Annotated in this window: 19 protein-coding genes and 2 pseudogenes; 4 read left to right on the top strand and 17 right to left on the bottom strand. The window is 72.6% G+C overall.

Going from position 1 to position 23,302, the window contains the following annotated elements:
* Positions 1 to 59 precede the first annotated feature (59 nt).
* From AB0O91_RS38970 to AB0O91_RS38955, 4 genes are all read right to left on the bottom strand, one after another.
* The gene (locus tag AB0O91_RS38970) at positions 60 to 512 is read right to left on the bottom strand and encodes a peptidoglycan-binding domain-containing protein (RefSeq protein WP_363443552.1); all 453 of its coding nucleotides are present in this window, start codon (positions 510 to 512) and stop codon (positions 60 to 62) included.
* 530 nt (positions 513 to 1,042) lie between these two features.
* Positions 1,043 to 2,827, bottom strand: a complete 1,785-nt coding sequence (locus tag AB0O91_RS38965) for an ABC transporter ATP-binding protein (RefSeq protein WP_363443550.1) — start codon at positions 2,825 to 2,827, stop codon at positions 1,043 to 1,045.
* Positions 2,824 to 4,674: an ABC transporter ATP-binding protein gene (locus AB0O91_RS38960; protein WP_363443548.1), complete on the bottom strand. Its 1,851-nt coding sequence runs from the start codon at positions 4,672 to 4,674 to the stop codon at positions 2,824 to 2,826. Before AB0O91_RS38960 ends, AB0O91_RS38965 begins: the two co-directional genes overlap by 4 nt.
* A 152-nt stretch (positions 4,675 to 4,826) precedes the next feature.
* Entirely contained in the window at positions 4,827 to 5,408 is a 582-nt protein-coding gene (locus tag AB0O91_RS38955) for a helix-turn-helix domain-containing protein (RefSeq protein WP_363443546.1), read from the bottom strand.
* A 108-nt stretch (positions 5,409 to 5,516) separates the two neighbouring features.
* Here AB0O91_RS38955 and AB0O91_RS38950 point away from each other — a divergent pair, with 108 nt between their 5' ends.
* The gene (locus AB0O91_RS38950) at positions 5,517 to 6,032 is read left to right on the top strand and encodes a hypothetical protein (RefSeq protein ID WP_363443544.1); all 516 of its coding nucleotides are present in this window, start codon (positions 5,517 to 5,519) and stop codon (positions 6,030 to 6,032) included.
* Positions 6,033 to 6,178: 146 nt separating this feature from the next.
* On the opposite strand, the gene AB0O91_RS38945 is transcribed toward AB0O91_RS38950, so the two are convergent.
* Positions 6,179 to 7,321: an SPFH domain-containing protein gene (locus tag AB0O91_RS38945; protein ID WP_363443542.1), complete on the bottom strand. Its 1,143-nt coding sequence runs from the start codon at positions 7,319 to 7,321 to the stop codon at positions 6,179 to 6,181.
* A gap of 12 nt (positions 7,322 to 7,333) precedes the next feature.
* Positions 7,334 to 7,588: a hypothetical protein gene (locus AB0O91_RS38940; protein WP_363443540.1), complete on the bottom strand. Its 255-nt coding sequence runs from the start codon at positions 7,586 to 7,588 to the stop codon at positions 7,334 to 7,336.
* Between the two features lie 456 nt (positions 7,589 to 8,044).
* On the opposite strand from AB0O91_RS38940, the gene AB0O91_RS38935 reads away from it, so the two are divergent.
* A complete protein-coding gene (locus AB0O91_RS38935) occupies positions 8,045 to 8,542 on the top strand; it encodes a hypothetical protein (RefSeq protein ID WP_363443538.1) in 498 nt (165 codons plus the stop codon).
* 61 nt (positions 8,543 to 8,603) lie between these two features.
* Here AB0O91_RS38935 and AB0O91_RS38930 read toward each other — a convergent pair whose 3' ends face one another.
* Positions 8,604 to 9,059 (bottom strand): MarR family transcriptional regulator, encoded by a 456-nt coding sequence (locus tag AB0O91_RS38930; RefSeq protein WP_363443536.1) that lies wholly within the window; start codon positions 9,057 to 9,059, stop codon positions 8,604 to 8,606.
* A 59-nt stretch (positions 9,060 to 9,118) separates the two neighbouring features.
* Here AB0O91_RS38930 and AB0O91_RS38925 point away from each other — a divergent pair, with 59 nt between their 5' ends.
* A complete protein-coding gene (locus AB0O91_RS38925; RefSeq protein ID WP_363443534.1) occupies positions 9,119 to 9,412 on the top strand; it encodes a DUF1330 domain-containing protein in 294 nt (97 codons plus the stop codon).
* Positions 9,413 to 9,453: 41 nt separating this feature from the next.
* On the opposite strand, the pseudogene AB0O91_RS38920 reads toward AB0O91_RS38925, so the two are convergent.
* From AB0O91_RS38920 to AB0O91_RS38885, 8 genes and pseudogenes are all read right to left on the bottom strand, one after another.
* A pseudogene (locus tag AB0O91_RS38920) lies at positions 9,454 to 9,579 on the bottom strand (family 1 glycosylhydrolase); the annotation flags it as partial.
* 23 nt (positions 9,580 to 9,602) lie between these two features.
* Positions 9,603 to 10,829 (bottom strand): TIGR02679 family protein, encoded by a 1,227-nt coding sequence (locus tag AB0O91_RS38915; protein ID WP_363443532.1) that lies wholly within the window; start codon positions 10,827 to 10,829, stop codon positions 9,603 to 9,605.
* On the bottom strand, positions 10,826 to 14,929 hold the full coding sequence (locus AB0O91_RS38910) for a TIGR02680 family protein (protein WP_363443530.1): 4,104 nt from the start codon (positions 14,927 to 14,929) through the stop codon (positions 10,826 to 10,828). Before AB0O91_RS38910 ends, AB0O91_RS38915 begins: the two co-directional genes overlap by 4 nt.
* Before the next feature lie 16 nt (positions 14,930 to 14,945).
* A complete protein-coding gene (locus AB0O91_RS38905) occupies positions 14,946 to 16,160 on the bottom strand; it encodes a TIGR02678 family protein (RefSeq protein WP_363443528.1) in 1,215 nt (404 codons plus the stop codon).
* On the bottom strand, positions 16,157 to 17,671 hold the full coding sequence (locus tag AB0O91_RS38900; protein ID WP_363443570.1) for a TIGR02677 family protein: 1,515 nt from the start codon (positions 17,669 to 17,671) through the stop codon (positions 16,157 to 16,159). The genes AB0O91_RS38905 and AB0O91_RS38900 overlap by 4 nt, the downstream gene beginning before the upstream one ends.
* A gap of 165 nt (positions 17,672 to 17,836) precedes the next feature.
* Positions 17,837 to 18,316 (bottom strand): hypothetical protein, encoded by a 480-nt coding sequence (locus AB0O91_RS38895; RefSeq protein ID WP_363443526.1) that lies wholly within the window; start codon positions 18,314 to 18,316, stop codon positions 17,837 to 17,839.
* Positions 18,317 to 18,658: 342 nt separating this feature from the next.
* Positions 18,659 to 19,435, bottom strand: a complete 777-nt coding sequence (locus AB0O91_RS38890; protein ID WP_363443524.1) for a hypothetical protein — start codon at positions 19,433 to 19,435, stop codon at positions 18,659 to 18,661.
* 26 nt (positions 19,436 to 19,461) lie between these two features.
* The gene (locus AB0O91_RS38885) at positions 19,462 to 20,277 is read right to left on the bottom strand and encodes a hypothetical protein (RefSeq protein ID WP_363443522.1); all 816 of its coding nucleotides are present in this window, start codon (positions 20,275 to 20,277) and stop codon (positions 19,462 to 19,464) included.
* A 1,018-nt stretch (positions 20,278 to 21,295) separates the two neighbouring features.
* On the opposite strand from AB0O91_RS38885, the gene AB0O91_RS38880 reads away from it, so the two are divergent.
* Positions 21,296 to 22,237, top strand: a complete 942-nt coding sequence (locus AB0O91_RS38880; protein ID WP_363443520.1) for a hypothetical protein — start codon at positions 21,296 to 21,298, stop codon at positions 22,235 to 22,237.
* Positions 22,238 to 22,253: 16 nt separating this feature from the next.
* Here AB0O91_RS38880 and AB0O91_RS38875 read toward each other — a convergent pair whose 3' ends face one another.
* Together AB0O91_RS38875 and AB0O91_RS38870 are read right to left on the bottom strand one after the other, a co-directional pair.
* Positions 22,254 to 22,865: a hypothetical protein gene (locus AB0O91_RS38875; protein ID WP_363443518.1), complete on the bottom strand. Its 612-nt coding sequence runs from the start codon at positions 22,863 to 22,865 to the stop codon at positions 22,254 to 22,256.
* Positions 22,866 to 22,914: 49 nt separating this feature from the next.
* Positions 22,915 to 23,046: pseudogene (locus tag AB0O91_RS38870) on the bottom strand (family 1 glycosylhydrolase); the annotation flags it as partial.
* Between the last annotated feature and the right edge of the window lie 256 nt (positions 23,047 to 23,302).

Below are 23,302 nucleotides of genomic sequence, written 5' to 3'. Positions count from 1 at the left end.
CGGCAGGCGTTCCGCCCCGTCGCTCCGAGCGGAGCGACGGGGCGGAACGGGTCACGGGCTCAGCAGCCCGTGTTGTTGTAGTTCCAGAACGCGGCCCTGGTCTGCGGGCCGGCGATCCCGTCGTCCTTGCCGGCGTTGAAGCCGACGGCATTCAGGAAGCGCTGCAGCGCCCCGATCGTGTTGGGTCCGACCGCCCCGTCGACGGTACCGGCGTTGTAGCCCCAGGCGTTGAGCATCCGCTGCGCCGCCGACCAGCTGTTGGGACCCAACTGCCCGTCCGGGGTGCCGGCGTCGAACTTCCAGGCGTTCAGACAGCTCTGCCAGTTCTTGGCATGGGCCGCGTCCAGGCCCAGGTTGTTCACCGCGAGGATCGAGATGCGCGGGCTGCTGACCGCGGCCTGCGCGGCGGGCCGGGTGGCCGCCAGGCTCGCGCTCGCGCCCGCGAGACTCCCCGCGGCGATCGCGGCGGCGGCCGCCGTGCTGAGGAGCACCTTGGCCAGAGAAGATCGCATAGACATTCCCTTTCCGAATTCCTGAACGAATTTCGCAGGACTGAAAGCGCGGCCGCTGTCCTCGACCGTCCGCGCCGGAACCAAGGTTGGCCGGACACGGCGCTCCGGCGCCAGTACGACCATCGTCCGCGGCCACATTTCCCCCGGGTTCAGGCCACGGACTCCCGGCCGACCCGCCCCACCCCGGAACGAGCTCCACCGGACCGACCCGCCCACCTACGGGGCGAAGCGGTTCCGGAAAACGGTGATCGGCGCCCGGGGCCGGTCTTCCGAGGCCACGGGGTCGCCGCCGCAGCCGTCGGGGCCACTGCGGAGGCGGCCGGAACGCCGTCCGGGCCCCGCGCACCGGCGATCGAACGGATCTGGCGGCCGGGCCTCGACCACGCGGTCACCACCGTTTCCCGAGTTGGCCGTCTGGCGACGGAGTCGCGAGTTGCGATCGGAACACCCGGTGCTTTGGCGGGAAAATGCGTACGGTTGTCGACAAGGGAATTCCTGAATCCGGTGCTCCGTAAAAAGGCGGACCGGGTCTAACCCTGCCAGGCATTCCAGAGGCCGGCGTAGGCACCGTTCCCGGCGAGCAGTTCCTCGTGGGTGCCGGACTCGATGAGCCGACCGGCGTCGAGCACGGCGATCCGGTCGGCGTCCCGGGCGGTGTGCAGCCGGTGCACGACGGCGATCACGGTGCGGCCGCGGGTGACGGCGGCCAGCGAGCGCTCCAGGTGCCGGGCGGCCCGGGGGTTCAGCAGGGAGGTCGCCTCGTCCAGGACGGGCACCTCCGGGTCGGCCAGGAGGAGCCGGGCCAGGGCGAGTTGCTGCACCTTGGCCGGGTCGAGGGACGGTCCGCCGAAGCCGACGGGGCTGTCCACCCCGAGGGCCTCGGCCCACTCCCAGGCGTCGACGGCGCGCAGGGCGGCGGCGATCTCCTCGTCCCCTGCGTCCGGGCGGGCGATGGTCAGGTTGTCCCGCAGAGATCCGCGGAAGACGTGGTGGTCCTGGGTGACCAGGGCCACCGTGCCGCGCCGCTCCACCGGGGACAGGCCGGCGATCTCCCGGCCGCCGACGGTGATGCCGCCGCCGTGCGGGGTGTAGACCCCGGCCAGCAGTTTGGCCAGGGTCGACTTGCCGGCCCCGGACGGCCCGACCACCGCGAGCCGTTCGCCCTGACGGATCGTCAGATCGATGCCGCACAGCACGTCGTGGCCGGGCCGATAGGCGTAGCGGAGGTCGCGCACCTCGATGGCGCGCCCCTGTTTGTCGTACCCCTCGATGGCGCGCCCCTCGATGGCGCGCGCCGCCCCGCCGGGCGCGGGGGCCGTCGCCGACGGGACCGGGATCGGGGCCGCACGGAGCCGGGCCGGCCCCAGCAGGCGGGCCAGCGCCGCGCCCGCCGCCTGCAGGGAGTCCAGCCAGAACATCAACTGGTCCAGCGGATTGAGCAGTTGTGAGGCGTACAGGGTGCCGGCCGTGACGGCGGCCAGCGACACCACGCCGTGCAGGTAGAGGGTGCCACCGAAGATCAGCATGGCGGCCACCGGCAGGGCGTAGCCGGTGTCGCAGATCGGCAGGAAGACGTTGCGCAGCCGCAGGGTGTGGCGCTCGGCGGCGTACGAGGTGGCGACGTCCCGGTCGACCCGCTCCATCCGGCGGGCGGTCAGCCGCAGCGCGTCGACGGTGCGGGCGCCCTCGACGGTCTCGGCCAGGCCTTCGGTCAGCCGGGAGTAGGTGGCCGCCTGGCGCAGGTATCCCTCGTGCGCCCGCCGCAGGTACCAGCGGGCGGCGAAGTGGAACACCGGACCGACCAGCAGCACGGGCAGCAGCAGGACCGGGCTCACCAGCGCCAGCGCGCCCAGGGTGAAGCAGACCACGCCGACCGAGGTCATGGTGGCCGGGACGGCGGAGCGGAGGGCGCCGGAGAGCAGGTCGATGTCGCGGGTGGTGCGGGTGATCAGGTCACCGGCGTCGGCGTCCTCGACGGTCTCCGGCGGCAGGGCCAGGAGGTCCGAGACGAAGTCCTCGCGCAGGTCGGCCAGGATCTTCTCGCCGAGCCTGGCCGCGGCGTACTCGGCGAGCCGGACCAGGACGGACTGGGCCGCCAGGCAGCCGAGGATCAGCAGTACCAGGCGCAGCACGGTGTCGTGGCCGCGGGTGACGTCGGCGACCAGGGTGCCGAGCAGCCAGGGCGCGAACAGCCCGGCGACGGCGGCGAGCGCCTGCAGGCCGACCACCAGGCCGAGTTCACCGCGGTGGGAGCGCAGGGCGCGCCGGGCGTACGCGGCGAGCTCCCGGTTGGTCGCGACGGGCAGCGCGCTCATCCGACCACCTCCGTCGTCCCCGCGTCCGCTGTTCCCGCCTGCGCCGCTGCCCCGTCCGCCGCTGCTCCGTCCGCCACTGCCCCGTCCGCCGCTGCCGCGTCCGTCCAGCGCATGACCAGTGCGCGGTAGCGGTCGTCGGCCAGCAGGTCCCGGTGGGTGCCCTCGGCCGTCACCGCGCCGTCCAGGACCAGGGCGACGTGGTCGGCCCGGTGCAGCAGCAGGGTGCTGGTGGTGAACACGAGGGTGGCCCGGCCGCGGCGCAGTCGGGCGATCCCCTCGGCCATTCGGTGTTCCGTGGTCGCGTCGACGGCGCTGGTCGGGTCGACCAGGATCAGCACCTCCGGGTCGGCCGTCAACGCCCTGGCCAGCCGGAGGCGTTGCTGCTGTCCGCCGGAGAACTCCCGTCCGCCGGAGGCGATCTCGGTGTCGAGCCGGTCCGGCAGCGCCTCGACGATGTCCCGGGCGGCGGCCGCGTCGACGGCCGCCCGGAGCCGGGCGTCCCCGTCGGTGCCCGACAGCCGGTCCGTGGGGTCGAGTTCGCGGCGCAGCGGTCCGGCGAACAGGTGCTCCTCGGCGGTGGTGACCAGGATCCGCTCCCGGACGCCGGCCAGCGGCAGTTCGGTGAGCCTCCGTCCGGCGTAGGTGGCGTCGGAGTCGGTCAGCCGTCCCAGCCGGTCGGCCAGGGCGACCGCGTCGGCGGGGGTGCAGACCACGGCGGTCAGCCCCTCGACGGGCACCCGCAGGCCGGAGTCGGGGTCGGCGAGCGGGCCGGGGCCGGGCATGGCTCCGGCGTCCGGGCCGGGGGCGAGGTCCGGCGCGGTCCGGAGCAGCCGGACGACGTTCTCGGCGGCGACGTGGCCCTGCATGGCCTTGGAGACGGCGAAGGTGATCTGGTTGGTGGGGATCACGAGGTAGCCGGCGTAGCCGTAGAAGGCCACCATCTGTCCGGCGCTGAGCCGTTGGTGCAGGACCAGTTCGCCGGCCAGCGCGACCACCCCGGCGAGCAGCAGGCTGGGCAGGAAGGTCCTGGTCGCGCCGAGCAGTGCCGAGGCCCGGCCCTGCCGGAGCGCGGTGGCCTGCAGCCGCTGCGAGCCTTCGCGGTAGCGGGCGGCGAACAGCTGCTCGCCGCCGATGCCGCGCAGCACCCGTAGTCCGCGCACCACGTCGACGGCCTGGTCGGTGAGTTCCCGCTGGTGGGCGCGGAGTCGTCCCTGCCGGTCGCGCAGCACCCGGGCGAGCCGGGTGGTGACGACGAGCACCACCGGCACCGCGGTCAGCACCAGCAGGCCGACCTGCCAGGAGGCGGCCAGCATGAACGCCGCGACGGAGACGAAGCCGGCCAGTCCGCCGATCCCGCGGGCGCCGACCTCCAGGGTCTGGCCGATCAGGTTGATGTCGGAGACGCCGACGGTGACGAGGTCCCCGGCCGAGACCTTCCGCCCCACCGCGGGGCCGAGCTCGCACACCGTGCGGGTGACGAACCGCAGGGTCTCGTAGGCGGGTTCGACCCGCAGCCGGGTGTCCAGGCGTTCCACGAACACCGCGGACAGCGCGCCGACCGCGCCGACGCCCAGCACCGCGAGGCCCCACCCGACCAGCGCCCGCTCGTCCCTGGCCACCAGCCCGCGGTTGACGGCCTGGCCGATCACCGCGGGGGTCAGCCCGAGGCCGGCCGACCAGACCATGCAGCACAGGCAGTCCAGCAGGAGGACGCGCCGGTGCCGGGCGGCCATCCGGATCAGGTAGCGCCAGGGCCCGCGCAGATCGGGCGTCCCGGGCTCCCGCTCGAAGAAGTCGTCTACCGCTCTGCCCCGCCGGGTGCGGCCCGCCCCCACGTGCGCCTCCATCCCGGCTCGTCGACACGGCAGTTCACCACGCACGCCCGCCGTTCTCGCGGCCCTCGCCCATTCTCGGCCGAACGACCCGCTCCGGGGGGCACTTGCCCGATTCCGGCCCCAACCGGCGGACCGGCCACCGGAGATGGTGCCGCCGGTCCGGCTCAGCCGGGCAGGAAGCGGGCGCCCGGGCCGGGGGCGCGGTAGACGGAGCCGGGCGGCAGATGGGTGTGGCCGGCGGCGCACTCCAGGACGAGGGTGACCGGCGCGTCACAGCCGGATCCATCGGGCCCGTCAGCCCCGCCCGATCCCTCCGAACCCTCCGAGTTCTCCGAACCTTCCGAGCTCCCCGAACCGCCGTGCCGCACGACGACCGACGGCCCCTGCTCGTCGGCGAGGTACTTGTCCCCCCATTCCAGCAGGGCGATGACGGTGGGCCGCAGATCCACCCCCTTCGCGGTGAGCCGGTACTCGAAACGCTGCCGGTCCCCGGGCTCGCGGTACGGCACCCGCTCCAGCACACCCGTGGCGACCAGGCCGTCGAGCCGGGTGGAGAGCAGGTTGCCGGCGATGCCGAGGCGGGCCCGGAAGTCCCCGAAGCGGCGCACGCCGTCGAGGGCCTCGCGCACGATCAGCAGCGACCAGCGCTCGCCGACCACGGACAGGGCGCGCCCCATCGAGCAGTTCACCGGATCGATCCGCACGCTCCGCCGTTCCTGCCGTTCCCGCTGCTCCCGCTCCGTCATGCGTCGATCCTAACGCTTCGCGGCGCACCTGGGTTGACAATCACAACTCAGCTGCGGCTAGGCTCCACCCCACCTGAGTTGAGAAAGTAAATCCAGGAGGTCATGGCCATGCCGATGCTCGACGTCCACATCCCCGACGGCGCACTGCGCCCGGAGGCCGAGGCAGCCCTGCTCGACCGGATCACCGAGATCCTGATCCGCCACGAGGGCTTCGACCCCGCCGACCCGGTCACCCGCTCCGCGTCCTGGCTCTTCCTGCACCGCCCCGCCGCCGTCTACGTCGGCGGTCGGATCGCGGACGCACCGCACTACAAGGTCGTCCCGTCCGTGCCCGAGGGACAGCTCGACGCCGCCAAGCGCGCGGGCGTCATCGCCGAGGTCACCGAGGCCGTCCTCGACGCCGAGGACGGCGCCTGGCCCCGTGACCCCGGCCGGGTCTGGGTGTTCCCCACCGAGATCCCCGAAGGCCACTGGGGCGGTTTCGGAGAGATCCGGCCGCTCGCGACGATCCTCGCCCGCCTCACCGGCGACGACCACGACCGGGCCCGTACCCTGGCCGCCGAACGCATCACCGCCAGCCGCGCCGAGCGGTCCTCGACCCCCGGAACGACCGCGCGGCCCTGAGCACGCAGGAGGAACGAAAGAAGGGGAGTGGGACGTCGGACCGGCCGACTTCCCACTCCCCAGGCCGAACAGCAGCTCGGCCGAACAGCAGCCCGACCGAACAGCGGCGGCCCACCGACCCCGGTGGCCCGGGCCGCCGACTCCCCCTACGCCCCCGGCTGCCCCGGCTCGATCTCGACCCGCTCGCCGTTCCGGTCGGCGCGGCCCTGCTGCGCACCCAGCCCCTGACGGACCGAGTCCAGGATCGTCATGCCCTGGCTGACCAGGCCCGCGGCGATCTCGCCCAGGCCGTCGGTCCCGTTGAGCACGTTGACGTTGGCTCCGGCGAGCCCGCCCGCCGCCTCCTTGACGATCTGGGGCAGTTGGTCGATCAGCATCCGGTCCAGCGCCACCCGGCCGTGCGAGGCCGCCGCCTCCGCCTGGATCTTCATCCGCTCCGCCTCGGCCAGCGCCACGACCCGGATCCGCGCGGCCTCCGCCTCGGCCGGCTTCACGATCTCGGCGACCAGTTGCTGCTGGCGCAGCTCCGCCGCGCGCTGGGCCAGCTCGGTCTGCGCCGCCAGCACCTCCTGCTGCGCGTGCGCCTGCGCCAGCGGGCCGGCCTGGGCGGCCTCGGCCTGGGCGCGGTCCACCTCGGCGCTGTACTGCGCCTTCACCACCGCCGTCTGCCGGGCGTACTCGGCCTGCTCCCGGGCGGACTGCTGCTCGGCCTCCGCCGCGGCCTGGGCGGCCTGGGCCTGGGCGATCTGGGCCTGCCGCTGGATGGCGGCCCGGTGTGGGGCCGACATCGCGGCGATGTAGCCGGTGTCCCCGTCGTCGATCGACTGGATCTGCAGCGAGTCCACGATCAGGCCGATCTTCGCCATCTCGGCCTTCGAGGTGTCCAGCACCTCGGTCGCGAGCTTCTGCCGCTCGGTGACGATCTCCTCGACCGTCATCGAGCCGATGATGGACCGCAGGTGCCCGGCGAAGATGCGGCCGGTCAGCACGGACATCTGGTCCTGGTCGGAGAGGAAGCGCTGGCCCGCGTTGACGATGCTCTCGGTGTCGTTGCCGACCTTGAAGGCGATCACCGCCCGCACCGTCAGCGCGATGCCCTGGCGGGTGACACAGGTCTCGGCGACCTCCGCCTCGCACATCGCGAGGGTCAGGAAGCGGGTCTTGCGGAAGACCGGCAGCACGAAGGTGCCGTGCCCGGTCACCACGCGGAACGGCGCGCCCGAAAGGCCCCGCCTCCCACCGGAGATCAGCATCGCCTGGTCAGGGGCGGGGACGCGATAGCCGAACATCCTGGTTCCTCCTCAGCGGGTGTCGTCGGCACGGTCTGCCCACGAGTTCTCGGTCGGGTCGGTCCACTCGATGACGTCGACCTGACGGCTGCCGCGCGATTCGATCACCAGGACGGCCGCCCCCACCGGCAGGGGCTCCTCCGACCAGGCGAGGAACGTCTCCGAACCGCCCCTGATCCGCACCAGCACCTCACCAGGCCCGGCGGCTCCCCGGGTGCCGATCACCAGCACCCCCGGACAGCCGATCACGGCCTGGTCCGACACCATCGGCGGCACCCCTCTTCGGTCGAAGGTCGCGCGAACGCCCTGGCAGCGACCGGTATCGACAGCGCACGGACGCACGACCTCGTCACCGTACCGGAGAAGTCCCCGTTCCGGAGCCGTCCCGGCGCAGTCGGGCCGCCGAGTCCCCGCCCGGACGCGCGAGTTGACGCGAACCCCCAGGCGAACGCCGGTTCGGGGGGCCGGCCGCGCCCCCGGACGAGCGCGTGCGGGACGGCTGCCGGCCCACGCCCGCGGCGGCCGGCCGGCCGGCGGGGTGCGTGCCCGTCGGGTCGCCCCGGGGGCACGACCTCCGACGAGCCGTCGCACGCCTCTACTCCGACCCCAGCGCTCGGCACTACGCTTCCGGGCGGCCTGCACCTGACATCAGTGGCGGGTCCGTCTCCTCGCGCCGAGCACTGCCCGAACGTCGACCCGTCCCACCGACACGAAAGGCACACGATGCGTCTCCGCAAGGCCCTCACCACCACGCTCGCGACGGCTGCCGTCGTCGCCGGCCTCCTGGCCCCGACCGCGGCCAACGCCGCCCCGACCTCCGCCACCCGCCCGACCGACGCCTGGCGGCCCTGCGCCGCCGGCTCGCCGACCAACCAGATCTTCCGGGGCGGCACGAAGATCCCGTCCGGCGAACGGGTCTGCGTCGCCGCGTACCAACTGGTCATGCAGTACGACGGCAACCTCGTCATCTACAACAACACCGGTCAGCCGCTGTGGAACAGCCAGACCGAGGGCTTCCCGGGCGCCTACGCCATCATGCAGGAGGACGGCAACTTCGTCGTCTACCAGGGCACCCAGTGGCTCTGGAACTCGCGGACCGGCGGCAACACGGGGCACTACCTCTACCTGTGTTTCCAGACCGACGGCAACCTGGTCGTCTACGCGCCGCTGCCGAACATGATCAACTGCAACTCCGACCGGCTGTGGTGGAGCGGCACCTGATCCGTCGGCCCGTCATGCCGAGGCGCTCCTCCCCGGTGCGGGGAGGAGCGCCTCCGACCGTTCACCCCGACCCTTCGCGGTCCCGGCCTTCGAGCTCCGCGAGGTGCGCCAGCGCCGGGAGCGCCGCCACCAGGGCCTCCACCTCGTCGTCGGCCAGTTCGTCGACCAGCCGCGCGAACGCATCGACGCCCGCCCGCTGCCGCGTCCGCACGTACGACGCGCCGGCCTCGGTCAGGGACACCAGGGTGACCCGCCGGTCGGACGGGTCGCCCCCCCGCTCGACCAGCCCGGACTCCTCCATCACCCGGACCAGCACGGTCATCGCGGGCTGGGTGACGCCCTCGGCCCTGGCCAGCTCGGTGATGCGCCGCGGGCCGGTCCGGTGCAGGGTGGCCAGTGTGGCGGCGGACGTGATGCTCATGTCGCGCGGAAGGCGCCGCACGGCCCTGGTGGCCAGCCCGTAGAGGGCCGCCCCGATCGCGGCGGAAGCACCAGGGGCAGCGTCTTGACGGCTCATGCGAGAAGCATACAAGATTTATATGAATGCTTTATGAGTCTGACCACAGGAGGTCCTCCATGGCCAAGGGTTACTGGGTGAGCGTCTACCCCGCCGCTTCCGACCCCGAGGGGCTGACCCCCTACGACGAACTGGCCGGTCCGGCCGTCCGGGCCGCCGGCGGGCGCCTCCTGTCCCGCGGCAGCCGAGTCCTCGCCCACGAGGCCGGCCTCACCCAGCGCGCCGTCCTGATCGAGTTCGACAGCTTCGACCTGGCCGTCGCGGCCTACGAGAGCGAGGCCTACCGCACGGCACTGGCAGCCCTCCCCACCGGCTTCGCACGCGACTTCCGCATCATCGAGGGCGTCGACTGACCGACGCCCCCGCCCCCGCCGGAGGCCTCTTCACATCGCAACTACTCGGCGCGGCGAGCCCGATGGGCCGCGATCAGCTCCCGGTACCAGGCGTACGAGGCCCGCGGCGTCCGCCGCTGCATCGCGAAGTCGACGTGGACGAGACCGAAGCGCTGGTGGCAGCCGTCGACCCGTCGAACAGTCTCTCGTTCTATCCGAGACGGTGTTCCGCCAAGTCATCGAGGAGGAGATCGGCGACCACCTCCTCGACCACCGCGGTACGCAGTGCCGCCATGGCATCGACGAGTTCCCCGTCCCAGGGCGCCGGTGTGAGGCGGCCGGGGTCGGGGCCCGTGGGAACCCGGGGTGCGGCGGCCCGGTAGTCGCCGACTGCCATCCGCCAGGGGGCGGCGTCGGTCTTGGCCATGACGTGAGCCGCAATGCGGATGCCCTCGCCGTCGAAGTCGCCGTGGTAGCGAAGGGAGGCACCGTCCTCGGCGAGTCGGCGCAGCAGGTGGATCACAGCGGTGTTGGGCCAGCCTGCGGTGCAGACCAGCGGCGGGCAGTGGCGGCCGAAGCGGCGCAGGGCCAGGGCGAGCACGCTGGGGTTCTCGGTGATGTGCACCGGCCGGGCGGGCACGGCGAGTCCGCCGGGTGAGCGGAGTTGGGCGAGGGTGAGGCTGACGGGGTGGCCCGCGTCGGCACAGATCCGGGTGACCTCCGCGACCGGGCCGTCGCCGTCGAGGCGCAGGCCGACGGCGAGCACGGTGGCGGAGAGCTGGTCGTCGGCCACGCCGGCCCCGCTCCAGACGGCTCGCCGGGCCTCGGCACTGTCGGGCAGGTCGGTGCCGTGGAGCACTGCCAGGGCGCGCAGGACGAGGCCGGACACCGGGGTCCCGTCGTCGAGGGCGTGGGAGTCGCCGTCGAGGAGGCGGGCGGCGAGGACCGGAAGCGGCTCGCCGTCGGCCGGGAGTGCGGCGAGGACGGTCAGCGCGGCGGTCAGTAGGGCCCGGGTCCGATCGGGTGAGCCGTCGACGAGCCCGTTCGTCCGAAGGTGGCCGACCCATTCCAGGAGGGCGGGCTGGGCGGTGACCATGCTGTGGCCGGCCAACCACCCCCACACGGCGTCGCGTTGGCCGGCCTTGCGGGCGCGCTCGGCGGCCCGGTCGTGGATCGGGCCGAGGATCGCGGTCACCACGTCCCGGAGGGACCGACCGCAGGCGTCCAGGACAGCGCCGTCGAGGCCGGCCAGGGGAATCGTCGGTTCGGTACCCGGGAGTCGATCGAGTCCCAGGAGATCGGCCAGCGCCTCCCGGCCCGCCTCATCGAGCGGGCCGGACCGCACCCGACTGACGGGCCGGCCGGTCGAGAGCCGGTCATGGACCGCCGACCAGAGCGGCCGGAGCTCGGGGAGGTCGAGGGGGTGGCGATCCGTCATGCCGGTTCTGCCGTCTCGGTTCCGTCGGGCCGCAGATCGGTTCCCGTCCAGGTGAACCGCGCGCTGGTGACGGCGTCGTCGCCGTCGCCTCCGGTGATCAGCTGGTGGACGGCGATGCCGGAGAGTTCCCGGTAGGTGCACCACTCGTGGTCGGAGGTGAGCACCAGGTCGAGGTCGAGCGCCGCGAGGAGGCCGAAGACCTGCCCGCGGTTGACGGTGTCGACGCCGACGAAGACCTCGTCGAGCAGGATCAGCCGTGGGGACTCCGGCACCGCCTCGTAGTGGGCGGCCACCGCGGCGAACAGCGGCAGGTGGAGGGCGATGGCCTTCTCGCCTCCCGACAGCGCGCCGTGGAGCTTCTTCGTCAGCAGTTGCCACCCGGAGCCGTCGGCACGGTCCAGCTTGACGACGAACTGGTGCCAGGCCGTGTAGTCCAGGACCTCGGCGAGCTGTTCCTCCCAGGTCGCCGCCGTGTTACGGGTCTTGGCCTCCTCGATGCGGCCCCGGAAGAAGGCGTGCAGGGCCTCGCGGTCGGTGTCCGTGATCCGGGCCGGGTCCTTGAGGAGCAGCTCCCGGGCCGTCCGGGTACCGGCAGGCAGGTCGGGGTGGACCTGCCACACCAGACGGACGGCCACCCGTGAGGCGGTACGGACCCGTTCGAGGTGGCCGTTCATCCGCTCGACGAGTTCGCCGGCCTGGCGGATCCGGGAGGCGAGGTGGCGGCGGGTGTCACCGGTGAGGGTCCGGTCGAACAGGCCGCGTTCGGCGGCGGTGATGTCCTCCTGGCTACGGTCCCGGTCGGCGGTGACGATGGCGAGGAGCCCGGTCGCGCCGACGCGCACGCCGTCGACGGTGGCGGTGAGGGCGTGGATGTCCTCCTCGGCCTCGAGTTCGAGGTCGGCGCGACTGCTGAGACTCTGGCGGGCCCGGTGGACGGCCTCGGAGAGCCGGTTCAGGGAATCGCCGAGGTTCCTGGTGCCGTGGGGCAGGTTGGGCCAAGCGGCGGCGGTCTCGCGCGCCGCTTCGAGGGTGGCACGGGTGCCGTCCGCCGGCGTGAGGGCGAGCCCGAGACCGGCGTCCTCGGGGAACCCCAGCGCGCAGAGGCGGCGGAAGCCACGAGCGGCCTCGTTCCGGGCCGCCACGGCGTCGTCGCGCCGGGCGGCGTCCTGGGCGGTGGTGGCGCCCAGTGCGCCGATCCGGCCTTCGAGTTCCAGGAGTTCCCGGGTACCGGTGTCGATCTCACGCCGGGTCCGGTCGAGCGTCCTCCGGCAGTCGCCGATCCGGGCGGCCACCTGACGGTACTCCTCTCCGATGGTGTCCTCGACGGCCTGGAGCGCGGACCGGAGCCCCCGGGCCGTGGCCTCCGCGTCCTCGGCCTCGGCCAGGCTCTCGGCTGCGGCGGCACGGGACGCGTCGGCGTGGCTTCGGGCGGCGTCCCAGGCCAGCTGGGCGGCCGCCCAGGCGAGGTGGGCGTCGAGCCAGCCGTCGGCCTGTTCGCGGAGCGCGTCGACGGCCCTCGCGGTCGCGTCCAGGGCGGCGCGTTCGGTCGGCAGGGCGTGCTCGGCCGAGGCGACGGCGAGTGCGCGCAGCTCGTCCGCGACCGCGTCCTCCTGGCGCGCCAGCCGTTCGACGGCGTCGCGCACGGCGTCCTCACGGGCGCCCACCTCGGACTCGGACCGTTCCCAGAGGCGCCTGGCCTGCTCCACCCCCCGGTGGTCCGGCCGGGAGCGGAGGTCGGCGCCGAGGCGGGTCCGGCGGTCGGCCAGGACGTGCAGCTGCGTCTCGAAGCCGGTGACGACGGCGTCGGCAGCGGCCAGTTCGGCGGTGAGTTCCGCGATCCGCCGGTGTCGGGCGCGTTCCCGGGCCACGGCCCCGATGTGGCTGGACTCCTGCTTGCCCCAGGAGCCGACCGCCGGCGCCAGCCGCCAGCTTCCGTCGGCGGCCACGGCGGCCGGGTGTCCGTCCGGGAGCACGGGGCCGTAGGCGATACCCGCCAGCAGCCGCTGGACCAGGCCAGGCGGCACGGGACCGTCGGGTTCCGGAGCGAGGACGTCGAGCAGCGAGGACCCCGTCGCGGGAACGGCCGCCACCGGGTCCGCCAGCGTGTCGTGTCCGGCAACGGCAAGACCGCCGTCGGGGGTCATCCAGGCGTCGAGCAGGCCGGCCGCTTCCAGGGCCGCTTCGATGCCCGCCTGGTCGCCGGGCGGCACGTCCGGACGGAAGGCCAGCAGGCGCCACAACGGTGCCCCCGGCAGGACCGACCGGTCGGCGGCGCGGGTGCGGGGTGGCGCCGGCGGCAGATCGGCCGCGGCCGTGGTGCGTTCCAACTCCCCGACGACCAGGTCGCGGCGGGCGCGGGCGTCGTCCCGGCCGGCGCGGGCGGTCGTCTCGTCGGCGGTGACGGAGCTCTCCGCCGCCCGGGCGGCGGCCTCGACCAAAGCGAGGACGTCGGCCTCGACGGCGGCACGGGACGCGAGTTCCTCGACGTCTGCGATGGACAGCTGGGTGCAGTCGGCCGTGGCCCAGCGGCGCAGCGCCTCCGCCTGGGCGTCGACGACGGTGTCGTAGGCGTGGGCGTTCCCCTCGCGCCGCGCGGTCGCGTCGGCCAGCCGTTCGCGCACCGTGTCGAGGTGCTGCTCCGCCGTCGTACGGTGCGCGAGGGCACGCTCGTGGCGTTCGACGACGGCGAGGACCTCGGCGATCCGGCCGTGCCGGGAGACGACGGCACCGCGCAACAGGCGTCGCGCGGTGCGCCCTTGCTCGTCGGTGTCCCCCGGAGATCCCGGTGCGGCGGCGAGCAGCGACCGGACCTCGGCACAGACGGAGTCCATGGCCGCTCGCCGGGCCGCCTCCCGCGCCTCCTCGCCGGCGGTGCGGGTGAGTTCGGCCCGCCGCTCGGAGCGGGCCCGGGCATCGTCGGCACGCCCGGCGTCCTCGGCGGCCGTGCCGGCCTTCCGGTCGGCGGCGGCGCGGGCACGGTCGGCGTTGCGGACGGCGTGGTCGGCCCGGCTGCGGAGTCGGTCGAGTTCCTGTCCCTGCCGGTAGGTCTCGGAGCCGAGCAGGCCCTCGAGGGTACCGTCGATCTCCTGTCGTCGGTGTTCGAGCTCCTCCTGCACCGTTCTGCGCTCCTCGCGCCGGAGCAGGGCCTCGCCGTGCGCCTCCTCGCTCTCCCTGGCGATCCGGGCGAGGTTGTCCATCTCGGTCGTCGCGGAGATGAGCACCGCCGCCCCGGCGCGCAGGACGCGCTGGGCATAGCCGCGTTGCTGGTGCGCGACGGTGGTGGCTGCGGCCACCTCGTCGTCCAGCGTCTTCAGGTGTTCGCGCTGGCGGTCGAGGCGCTCGAAGCCCTCGGCCAGTTCGGTGATCTCGCCCTCGCCGAGCGGGGGCAGGGCCCGCGAGAGGAGGGAGGACAGCAGCGAGGGGTCGAGGCGCTCGGAGAGTTTGGGAGTGCGGAGCTGGAGCAGCGCGGTGATCAGGGCGTCGTAGCGTTGCTCGCTCAATCCGGGGAAGAGCGTGCTCCGGACCGCGTTGCGGTAGTCGGTGGGCGATCCGTGCAGTTCACCCCGGCCGTGCGGCTCGGCGCGACCTTCCAAGGCTTCGGCCAGGGCGGCCCGGGTGAGCGGCTGACCCGCCTCGTTGACCAGAGCGAGGCCACCGGGGCGGTCGATCCGCGCGCCGGTGGTGAAGTAGTCGACGCTGACACCGGTGGTGTGCATGCTGGCCTGGAGCCGGGCGCCGCAGGTGAACCAGCCGGGGCCGCCGCCGTCGCGGACGAACTCCAGCCACACGTACCCGACCCTGGTCTTGCCCGAGGTGCCCTCGCCCATCAGGTTCCAGTGCATGGTGCGCTCGGAACCGCCGAAGGTGGACAGCCGGTTGGGGCGAAGGCTGGCGTCGAGCAGGAACGGCAGGAGCACCTCCAGCGCCTTGGACTTGCCGGTGCCGTTCTGCCCGCGCAGGAGCAGCCGCCCCTCGTGGAAGGTGAACGTCTCGTCGTAGTAGCGCCAGACGTTGAGGATGCCGGCCCGGGAGGGCCTCCATCGCACCACTGCGGCCGCCGGCGGGAACGCCGAGCGTTGCGGGAGCCGTGTCACAGTCATCCGAGCACTTCCCTGATCAGGTTGCGGGGCCTTCGGCCACGGTGGGCCGGTACCGGAACGCGGCGGGCCGGGGAACGGTGCGGTCGCCGACCCTGCGGGCCAGGCCGAACTCTCCGAGGACCCGAACGGCATCGGCGGTGAGGCGCTGGGCGCCGTCCTCCGACTGGTAGCTCTTCGCCCACTGCGGGAAGCGCCGCAGGAGTTCAGCGGCCTCGACGGCGAGCTGTTCCGGTGTCAGCCCGTCCGGTGCGGCCGTCAGCGGCTCCAGCAGGAGCAGGGCGGCGACGCGGGCCGTCGCGGAGTCGTCCGGGAAGCGGCTGTCGGTGGCGATCCCGTCCGGGTCGACGAGAAGCAGGCCGTCGGCCCGTTCCTCCAGTTCGAAGCCGCCCTGCTCAGCGGCGCGCCGAACGATCTGATGGCCGGTCGGCGAGCCGAGGTAGGCCAGTTCGTCGGCGGACAGCTCGTCGTGGTGGAGCACGGGATCGTCCAGGAGCCGACGCAGTACCGAGTGCCGCAGCCGCAGGTTGCGCTGCGCGTCGGAGGCCTCGGCGCCGCCGTAGCGGCTCTCGCGCACCGTGCCCCGCAGGAGTTCCTCGAAGCGCAGCGGTACGTCCTCCGCGGGCAGGGCCAGCCGGGACGGCCCGACGGGCGCGGCGAGCAGGCGGATCAGGACAGTGGCGTCCACCCGGTAGAGGACTTTGGCCTTCGCCGAGTCGACGAAGCTCTCCGTGGCTCCGTCCACGGTGAGGAGTGCGCCGTAGGACTCCAGCAGCTTGAGGACGTCCACGAAGGCCATGCGCTCGGACTTGCCCGCCGTGTCGAAGGGCGGCAATCCCTCGTCGCCGGCGCAGGCCTGGACCACCCGGTCGGCGAGCAGCCCGACCGTCGTCACCGGGATCGGGAGCAGTTCGGCCGCGACGACACACAACAGTGTGTAGCGGCGGCGGTCGAACGGGGCCTTGCCGGACCGCAGCCGACGCGCCGGACGCGAGGCGTCCGGGACCTCCCGGATCTTGAGGAGGCGCGCGTACCCCAGGCGCGGCTCCACCACCAGCTGCCAGCCGCAGTTGTAGTCGAACCACTTCGTCAGCGGGTCCTGTCGACGGCGGATCAGCTCGAAGGCCGGCCGATCGCCACGCTCGGTGATCAACGGGCGGCCGAGGAGCAGTCTGATGCCTCGGGCGATGTCCTGCCGCTCGGCCAGGACCAGTTGGTTGGCGAGCGTACTCATCCTGCCTCCCCCCAGTGGATCGCCCGTTCGCTCCCCGGGCCGCGGACCTCGATCAGGTAGTCAGGCCCTTCCAGCCGCCCCCGGGAGGTCTGCAGAACGGCCCGGGTACCGTCGGACAGCGGCCGGAGCACGATCTCGACCCGGCCGTCCGACGTGACCGCCCGACGCGTTCCGCCGCCGTCCGGTCGTACCGCCAACGCCCGGCCGAGGAGGTCGAGCAGCCGCTCGAAGACGGTGTGGTCCAGCGTGCCGAAGCCGGAGAGCCGCACCGGGCCGTCGGTGTCCAGGACGGCCCAGGCGGCCTCGAGCTCGGCCCGCTCCTTCCTGGCCCGCTCGGCCCGGGCCGCCTTGAGGCCGCCGATGTCGCGCACCCTGCCGGTACGGGTGAACCTCTCGGTCCGGCCGCTGGTGCGCAGCAGGGCCGACACCTCCACCGGCGGAGCCTCGGCCCAGGTGTCCGAGGAAGGAACCAGCTCCGGGTCGGGGTGCGAGAGATGGGCGTGGCGCGCCGGGCCGAGCCCGAAGGCGGCCGACCACAGTCGGTGCAGGTCGTCCTCGCCGGGCGCCGCGGCGAACCAGCGGGCCAGCTCCCGGAAGTCCTGGACGGCGCTGGACGAACGGCGCCGTGACTCGGTGATCCGGTCGAGGACCTGGAGGAGCGTCACGATCGCCCGGCGCGCCACGTCGTGCAGTTGCTCCACACGCGGTCGGGACCCGTCCGCCGGCCGGAACCAGGCCTGGAGCCCCTCCCAGCGCGCCCGCCGCCGCTCCAACCAGGCCGGCGCAGGATCGCCGTCGGCGACCGGCGGCAGCTCGGCGCCCCGTAGCGCCCGCTCGTGCAGCAGGCCCACTCCGCGCTGCTCGACCCGCTCCACGGCGGAGGCCACCGTCTGCCCCCGCTGGTCGAGGTTGACCAGGAACTCCTGGAGATAAGCCACCGTCGCGGCCTTCACCTCGCGGAAGGTCGCCAGGTCCGCGCCTTCCGCCCGCAGGAGGCGCTGCAACTCTCCGTTGAACGCCTTGGTGTTGGCCAGCAGCGCCTCCAGGTGCCCCTCCAGCTCCTGCAGTGTCGTGAACACCCGGCGGTCCGAGGAGGCGCCATCGCCCGTCAGGAGGTACAGCTCGTCGAGCCGGTCCGTGATCGCTTCCAGCACCGCCGTCTGGAGCGCCCCGGTCGAGGCGAGCACGGAGAGGGCGTGCTCGACCCCGGCGAACGCGGCCTCGCCGCGTCGGGTCAGCGAGTACTGGAGGTTGCGGCGCTCGTACTCCTCGGCGGTGCGGTAGTTCTCCGCATGGTTCTGGACGACGTCCAGTAGCTGCCACTCCCTGAGCTTGCGCAGCGCCTCCTGGAGCTCGTCGTCGTGCACCGCGTCGAGCCAGCCGACCGTCCGCAACCGCGTGCGGACGTCATCCAGCCCGAGCGCGGTCTCCAACCGCTCGTTGGCCGCTCCGAACGCCTGGAGAATCGCGCCGTAGAGTTCGGCCTTCTCCCCCGTCGTGAACCGGAACATCTCCGGCGGGACCCTGCGCAACCAGCTGCCCTCCCCTCCGCCCGACACCACAGTACGCGGACGCACCGACGAGGCGTCCGCGGCCCGTGACTTCTACCACCGGGGAGCATCCGGTGTGCTACGGGATGCCGTGTCACCGGCCGGTTCGGGCGGGGGACGACGCAGTCATGCAGCGGCGCGTGGGAGTTCGGTCTCCTCTCCCCACTGATAGACCGTGAAGCCGCAGGAACCGGACCGTCGCCCGAGACGCTGCAGAATCAGTGCGCCGAGGAACGCGGCGCCCCTGCCCCGAACGGGTGTCCGCTCGTTCCCGATCAAGAGGCACTCCCCGGGGGCGAGTGGCATCTGCTCCTCGCAGACGAGTACGGCCAGGGCCGTACAGAACCCCCAGAGATCGGCCCGCAAGTCGCTCGGTTGGTCGGCACGTACGTAGACCGCCGGTCGGCGGCGACCTCGGTTCCCGCCGTCGGCGACCACCGCACCGATGGTGTCGGGGAGGGCGAACTCGCCGGGCAGGAGGTCTTCGGCGATTCCGTTCAGCGAATCGGTCAGAAGTGCACGGACGGCGAGGATCACCGTCCTGTCGGGTTGCCGGCCGGCGATCGGTGCCCAAGGGCCGTGCCGGTAGCGGTCGAGGATGTCCATGTACGGCTCCCAGCCCGTGGGCCGCGCGAGGCGCGCGGCCCACGGCGTGATGAGGTGTGCCGTCACCACGACGCGTGGTGACGCAGACGGCGGAGGCGGGCGAAGCAGTTCCGGCAGCGCCCGGTCGTCAATCCAGTGGCAAGGCCCAGCGGACGGGCGGTCGGACTGCACAGGAGAGCGGGCTCGGAGCGATCGACGGGCCCGGCGAGCAGGAGCCGGCCCAGATCCTCGCCCACCGCCCACGAGCTCGACACCATCTCGTCCACGCGGCAATGGCACCGCACACGCCGCGCCGGATCATCGACGGTCGACTCGCCGTGACCAAGCACTCGCGCCTCCATCTCACGCCGCCTTCCCGCATGCCGCTCCCGGGTCTCCGGGAGTGAAGTCGATCCTGGGCTCGGACACCACCAGGAAGCGCGCAAGACGCTCCTCAGCGGCAGCCCGTCGAGCCCGGCAGGCCTGAAAGCCGAGATCGAGACGGAATGCGGCCTCGGCAAGACCACCGTCCTCCAACCGAGTACGGCCGATCAGCTCGGCCTCGTCCCCAGTGATGGCCCCGGCCCGCACAGCCCGTTCCAGCACCTGGTCCGGATGGCCTCCGAATCCCCTGCGACGCCCCAGCCACGCCGGTTCCGAAATCTCCGACCTCGCGGCCGTGGTGCGGTAGGCGTCACGTGCCCGCAGCCCCTGGCGGTACCCGGCCCACCACAGCCGTCCGGCAATCGCCGGCGATTCGACATCCACACCCCGGAGTTCCCTCAGGAACCCCTCGACGACCTCTGCCTCGATGTCGGCGTACGGCACCCAGCTGTTGTTCACGACCCGCCACGCCGCCTTGCGCAGGCCGGGTGACATCATCCAGACAGCACCCAACTCCCAGTCGGGGCCATGGCGCTGGGCGTGGAACACCAGTTCCGACCACACCGCGTCCCGGGCCCCGGCGGGCGCTTCGGGCAGGAGCAGCAGCGGCCTCAACTCGGTGAGTGACAGCCTGCCCTGCGGCAGGGCTGGATGAACAGCCGCACCGTCCAGGCACAGGGGTCCCACCCAGGCATCGGGCCCGCTGATGGCTGCGGCCACCGCTTTCAGGACGGAGGCCGGATACGTCATTGTCATCAACTCTCCTCTACTCAGCCGTTCGTTCAGGCAGCCATGGCGGGCGGACGAGCTTCCGCCCCGGCTCCGGTCAGGCATTCGAGACCTCCGGTCATCAGCTCCCGCGCCCGTTCGGCCGATAACAGCCCGGTGCGCGCGTAGTGCTCGACGATGCGCCGCTCGGCGCGACGCCGACGCTTGCGGCACGCCGCGTAGGTGATGTCGAGCCGGGTGGCGGCCGCGGCGAGCGGCTCGTCCTCCAGGCGGGTCCGCCCGATCAGGTCCGCTTCTTCCGCGCTGATGACTCCTTGCCGGAGCAATCGGCCCAGGGCGATGTCGGGATGGCCGCCACCTCGGTGCGCCACCGGTCGGTCCGGTGCGGTGTCGAACGGAACAAGTGTCCGATCCGCGTCGATGACGCACCGCTGGAACCGCTGGCCAGCACTCCGCGCGGCTCCGAAGAGAAGGCCGACGAGTCCTGGGCTCTCCGGGTCCACCTCGTCCAGCCGGACGAGGAACTGCGCGACCACCTCGGCCTGAAGATCTGCCCGATCCGTCTGGGTGACGACCACTCGATGGCAGATCGCCCGAAGTGCCGGGGTGATCGCCCCGAGCGCCGCCACCGTCCACGCCTCCCGGCCGGCCTCCTGTCGGGTCCTCCTGACCAGTTCACCCCACACCGCCGGCAGCACGTCCGGATGCGGAGGCTTCAGAAGCAGTTCCCTCATCTCGTCGAGCGGCACCCGGCCGGCCGGCAATCTCAGGCCCAGAGCGCCGACATCGAACGCGAACGGGCCGTCGGCAAGGTCCCAGAACGCCGATTCGATACGGTCGAGCACCAGTCGATGCGCTGCAGGAGTCATGCTTCGCCTTCCGATCAAGTCCGGTTCTGCAGGACGCACGGGTGCTCGGCTCTCCGCGCCCGCCCCGTACCCTCCGGCCCGAGCGCCGGCGGGGTGGCGAGTTCCGCACCCGCTGAATAAGGCCTTCGACCCTGCCCGTTGGGACAGCTGCAGCCCAATTCTCCGAACCACAACCGGATTTGGTGATGACATGGCCTTTCGCGGGCGACATGCGCCCTCTTCCGAGCATCGCCTGAGCGATCCGGACACTCACTCAGCAGCTCCACCCAAGGGCCGCCCCGAGCGGTGCGCGGGTGGCGCGACCTGTGGTGGCAGCACTCCGGGCTGCCGGCCGAGCCGGCCGGCCGGTTCTTGTCGACCTCTCCCTCCCAGGCGGGCCAGCCCCTCTCGCTGGGGCGCCCGCCTCCTCCGCCACGACGTCCGCAACGCGCACCGACCTCGCCGACCGGCTGCAGGCCCATCTCGCCGGCCACGGCATCCATGCCGTGGCGCATCCTCGCCGAAACGGGCGTGCCAGGCCTCACATGTTGAGCACGCCCTCAGTGCGCACCGCTGCATCCGGAAGGCGGCGTGGACCAGGCCGGACCACCGGCAGTGGCCCGCGGCCCCCGGCCCGCCCGACGGGATGCCGTCCTCGCCAACGTGACCTGTGGCCCCGGCCAACCATGCGCTACTCGGGGGCAGTTGGCAGAACCGAGAAGTGTCGGACCGCTCCGTACACTGGAGTCACGAGTACGTCGTCGAGTGTTTCCGCCGATTCGAAGGCGAGGCCATGTCCGACTCCTCAGTCCCGCTCCCCCGTTCCAGCAGGTCCGTGCGCCGTCCGAGAACGCGAATCATCGACCGAACCGGTTCCGCCCACCCGGAGTTGCTCGCCGGCCGACTGTTGATCCAGGTCGACAGCTCCCGCGTCGGATTCGTACGAGACCAGCTCGACCCCGTCCGCAGCGGGCTCGTGATCAGTGGGCCGAGGGCTCTCACGAAGGCATCCCAGCTACGGGACGCGGGCTACACAGGCGTGCTCCTCGCCGAGCCTGCGCTCTACGAGCAGGGCGTCGCCACTGCGGACGAACCATATCTGCAGCGGGCCGGCGAGCTGCCCGCCGACGATCCGCTCGACCGGGCGGTTCAGGAGCAGCTCGCCGTCGGCGCGACAGCGGCTCTCACCCCAACCGGATACCTCAGGGCCGGTGACACCGCCGCCTTGCGGGCTGTGGTCCGCGAGACCACTGCCCGCAAGGACGCTCGGATCGTGCTCGCCCTTCCACTCGATGTCGGTTGGCTGCGTAGCGACCTGATCGGCCGTCTCGTCGAGGAGGTGGGCGCGGCACCAGGCACGAAAGCGGTCATGCTCGGCGGCCAGTCGGACCCACTGGCAGGATTTCCCGAGGCGCTCACCGGACTGGCCCGGCTACTGACCCAGGTGCCGGGCACCGCTCTGCTGCGGGCCGATCTGGCGGCATTCGGCGCACTGGCACGGGGTGCAGCGTTCGCCGCCTACGGGGAGTCCAGCCGCTTCCGGCACGTCGTGCCGCCCGGCGAGTCCGCGACGGCTTCGGGGTTCGGCGACTCTCCGACCGTACTGTTCCCCGAGTTGATGGCACTGTGTCTCGGCACCACCCTCGCGCGCCGCTTCGCTGCCGCACCCGCGCCCGTCTGCGAGTGCGCGGCGTGTGGACGTCGGGAGCTGGACAGTTTCGCAAGCCGGAGCGATCTGCAACCGGCGGCACAGCACAACACCGCGGTGCTGATGTCCTGGCTTCGCAGGCTGCAGACCGTCCCGGTCGGGCCCGACCGCCAACGATGGTGGCAGGAGCGCTGCCGCTCCGCAGTGAATCGGTATCCGTTGGTCAACGCCGCCATCCGGCAGCCGAACGGCTTCAAGGTCCAACCGCAGTTGCTGAGATGGTCTCTCCTCGATCCGGCGCCCTCGGCCCCGGCCGGTGTTGGAGCCGACTGAGGTGCGCGCCGGCGGCTCAGTGCAGCCGCGCGTACAGCTCCTCGACGAAGTGCCAGGCCGCAGCGGTGTACCGCTGCGGCCTGTACGCCTCGGGCTCCAGGGCCGTCCGAATTCCCTCCGACCCTTTGACGAGAACGCCGATTCCGTAAAAGGCCGCCTCCGCCAGGAACCCTTCCTCTCCCATGTGCGGACCCTCGTCGACCAGGACGGCTCGGCAGCAGAACGGTGCGAACCGACCCGCTCGCTCCAGCCCGTTCCGCCAGCCGGCCACCCGAACCACCACGATGTCCACGGCCAGCGGCCGGACTGCCAGACGCGTCACCATGCCACCGCCCCGTTGGACCGCACCCTGCGGAAGGACTCCAACCCCAGCCGGGTCGGACAGAGAAGCCATCGCGACCGGAATACCAGCGGGGAGGCAGAGCAGGCGCTCCAATACCGGAATGCTGTCCAGCCGGTCGGCGCGAGCCGCCTGCCGCCTGCCGTGCTCAACCTCATCGACCCGGTACGCCACCAGCGCGCGAGTTCCCAGGAGCGAGAGCACCGCGACTTCGCTCTCCGGAAACACCTGCGGCAGCGCCGCCTCACGCACGGAGCGCCACACCGCCGGATTCGCCACGCCTGCCATGCCTCCACCCTGCCCTACGGGCCGATGCGGCGACCAGGCGCCCCTCCGATCAGGAAGCGGGACCCGAACGGTGTCGAGCGATCAGGTCTCGATACCAGGCGTACGAGGCCCGCGGCGTCCGCCGCTGCGTCGCGAAGTCGACGTGGACGAGGCCGAAGCGCTGGTGGTAGCCCTCGGCCCATCGAACAGGCTGTCATCCTACTGGCCGCCCAGTCCCAAGACCACGAGGCGTTCCCGCGTTCTGAGGCCGTGTCGCGAGTAGCCATTCAGGACCGCGAACCAACGGATAGCTGCCCATAGCAGGCGAGCGACTCCACAGCCTCGCCCGAAGAGCTCAGAGGGCGGGTCTGTACGGTCATCGGCTCTGTCTCGTAATCGGTGGTAGCGCTGTGTGGTGATCACTGGAGGAGGATGCGGTGGCGGAGCAGGGGGAACCC

This window comes from Kitasatospora sp. NPDC089797 (assembly GCF_040684795.1).
Classification (GTDB): Bacteria; Actinomycetota; Actinomycetes; order Streptomycetales; family Streptomycetaceae; genus Kitasatospora.
This window is presented reverse-complemented; position numbering and strand designations above follow the sequence as displayed.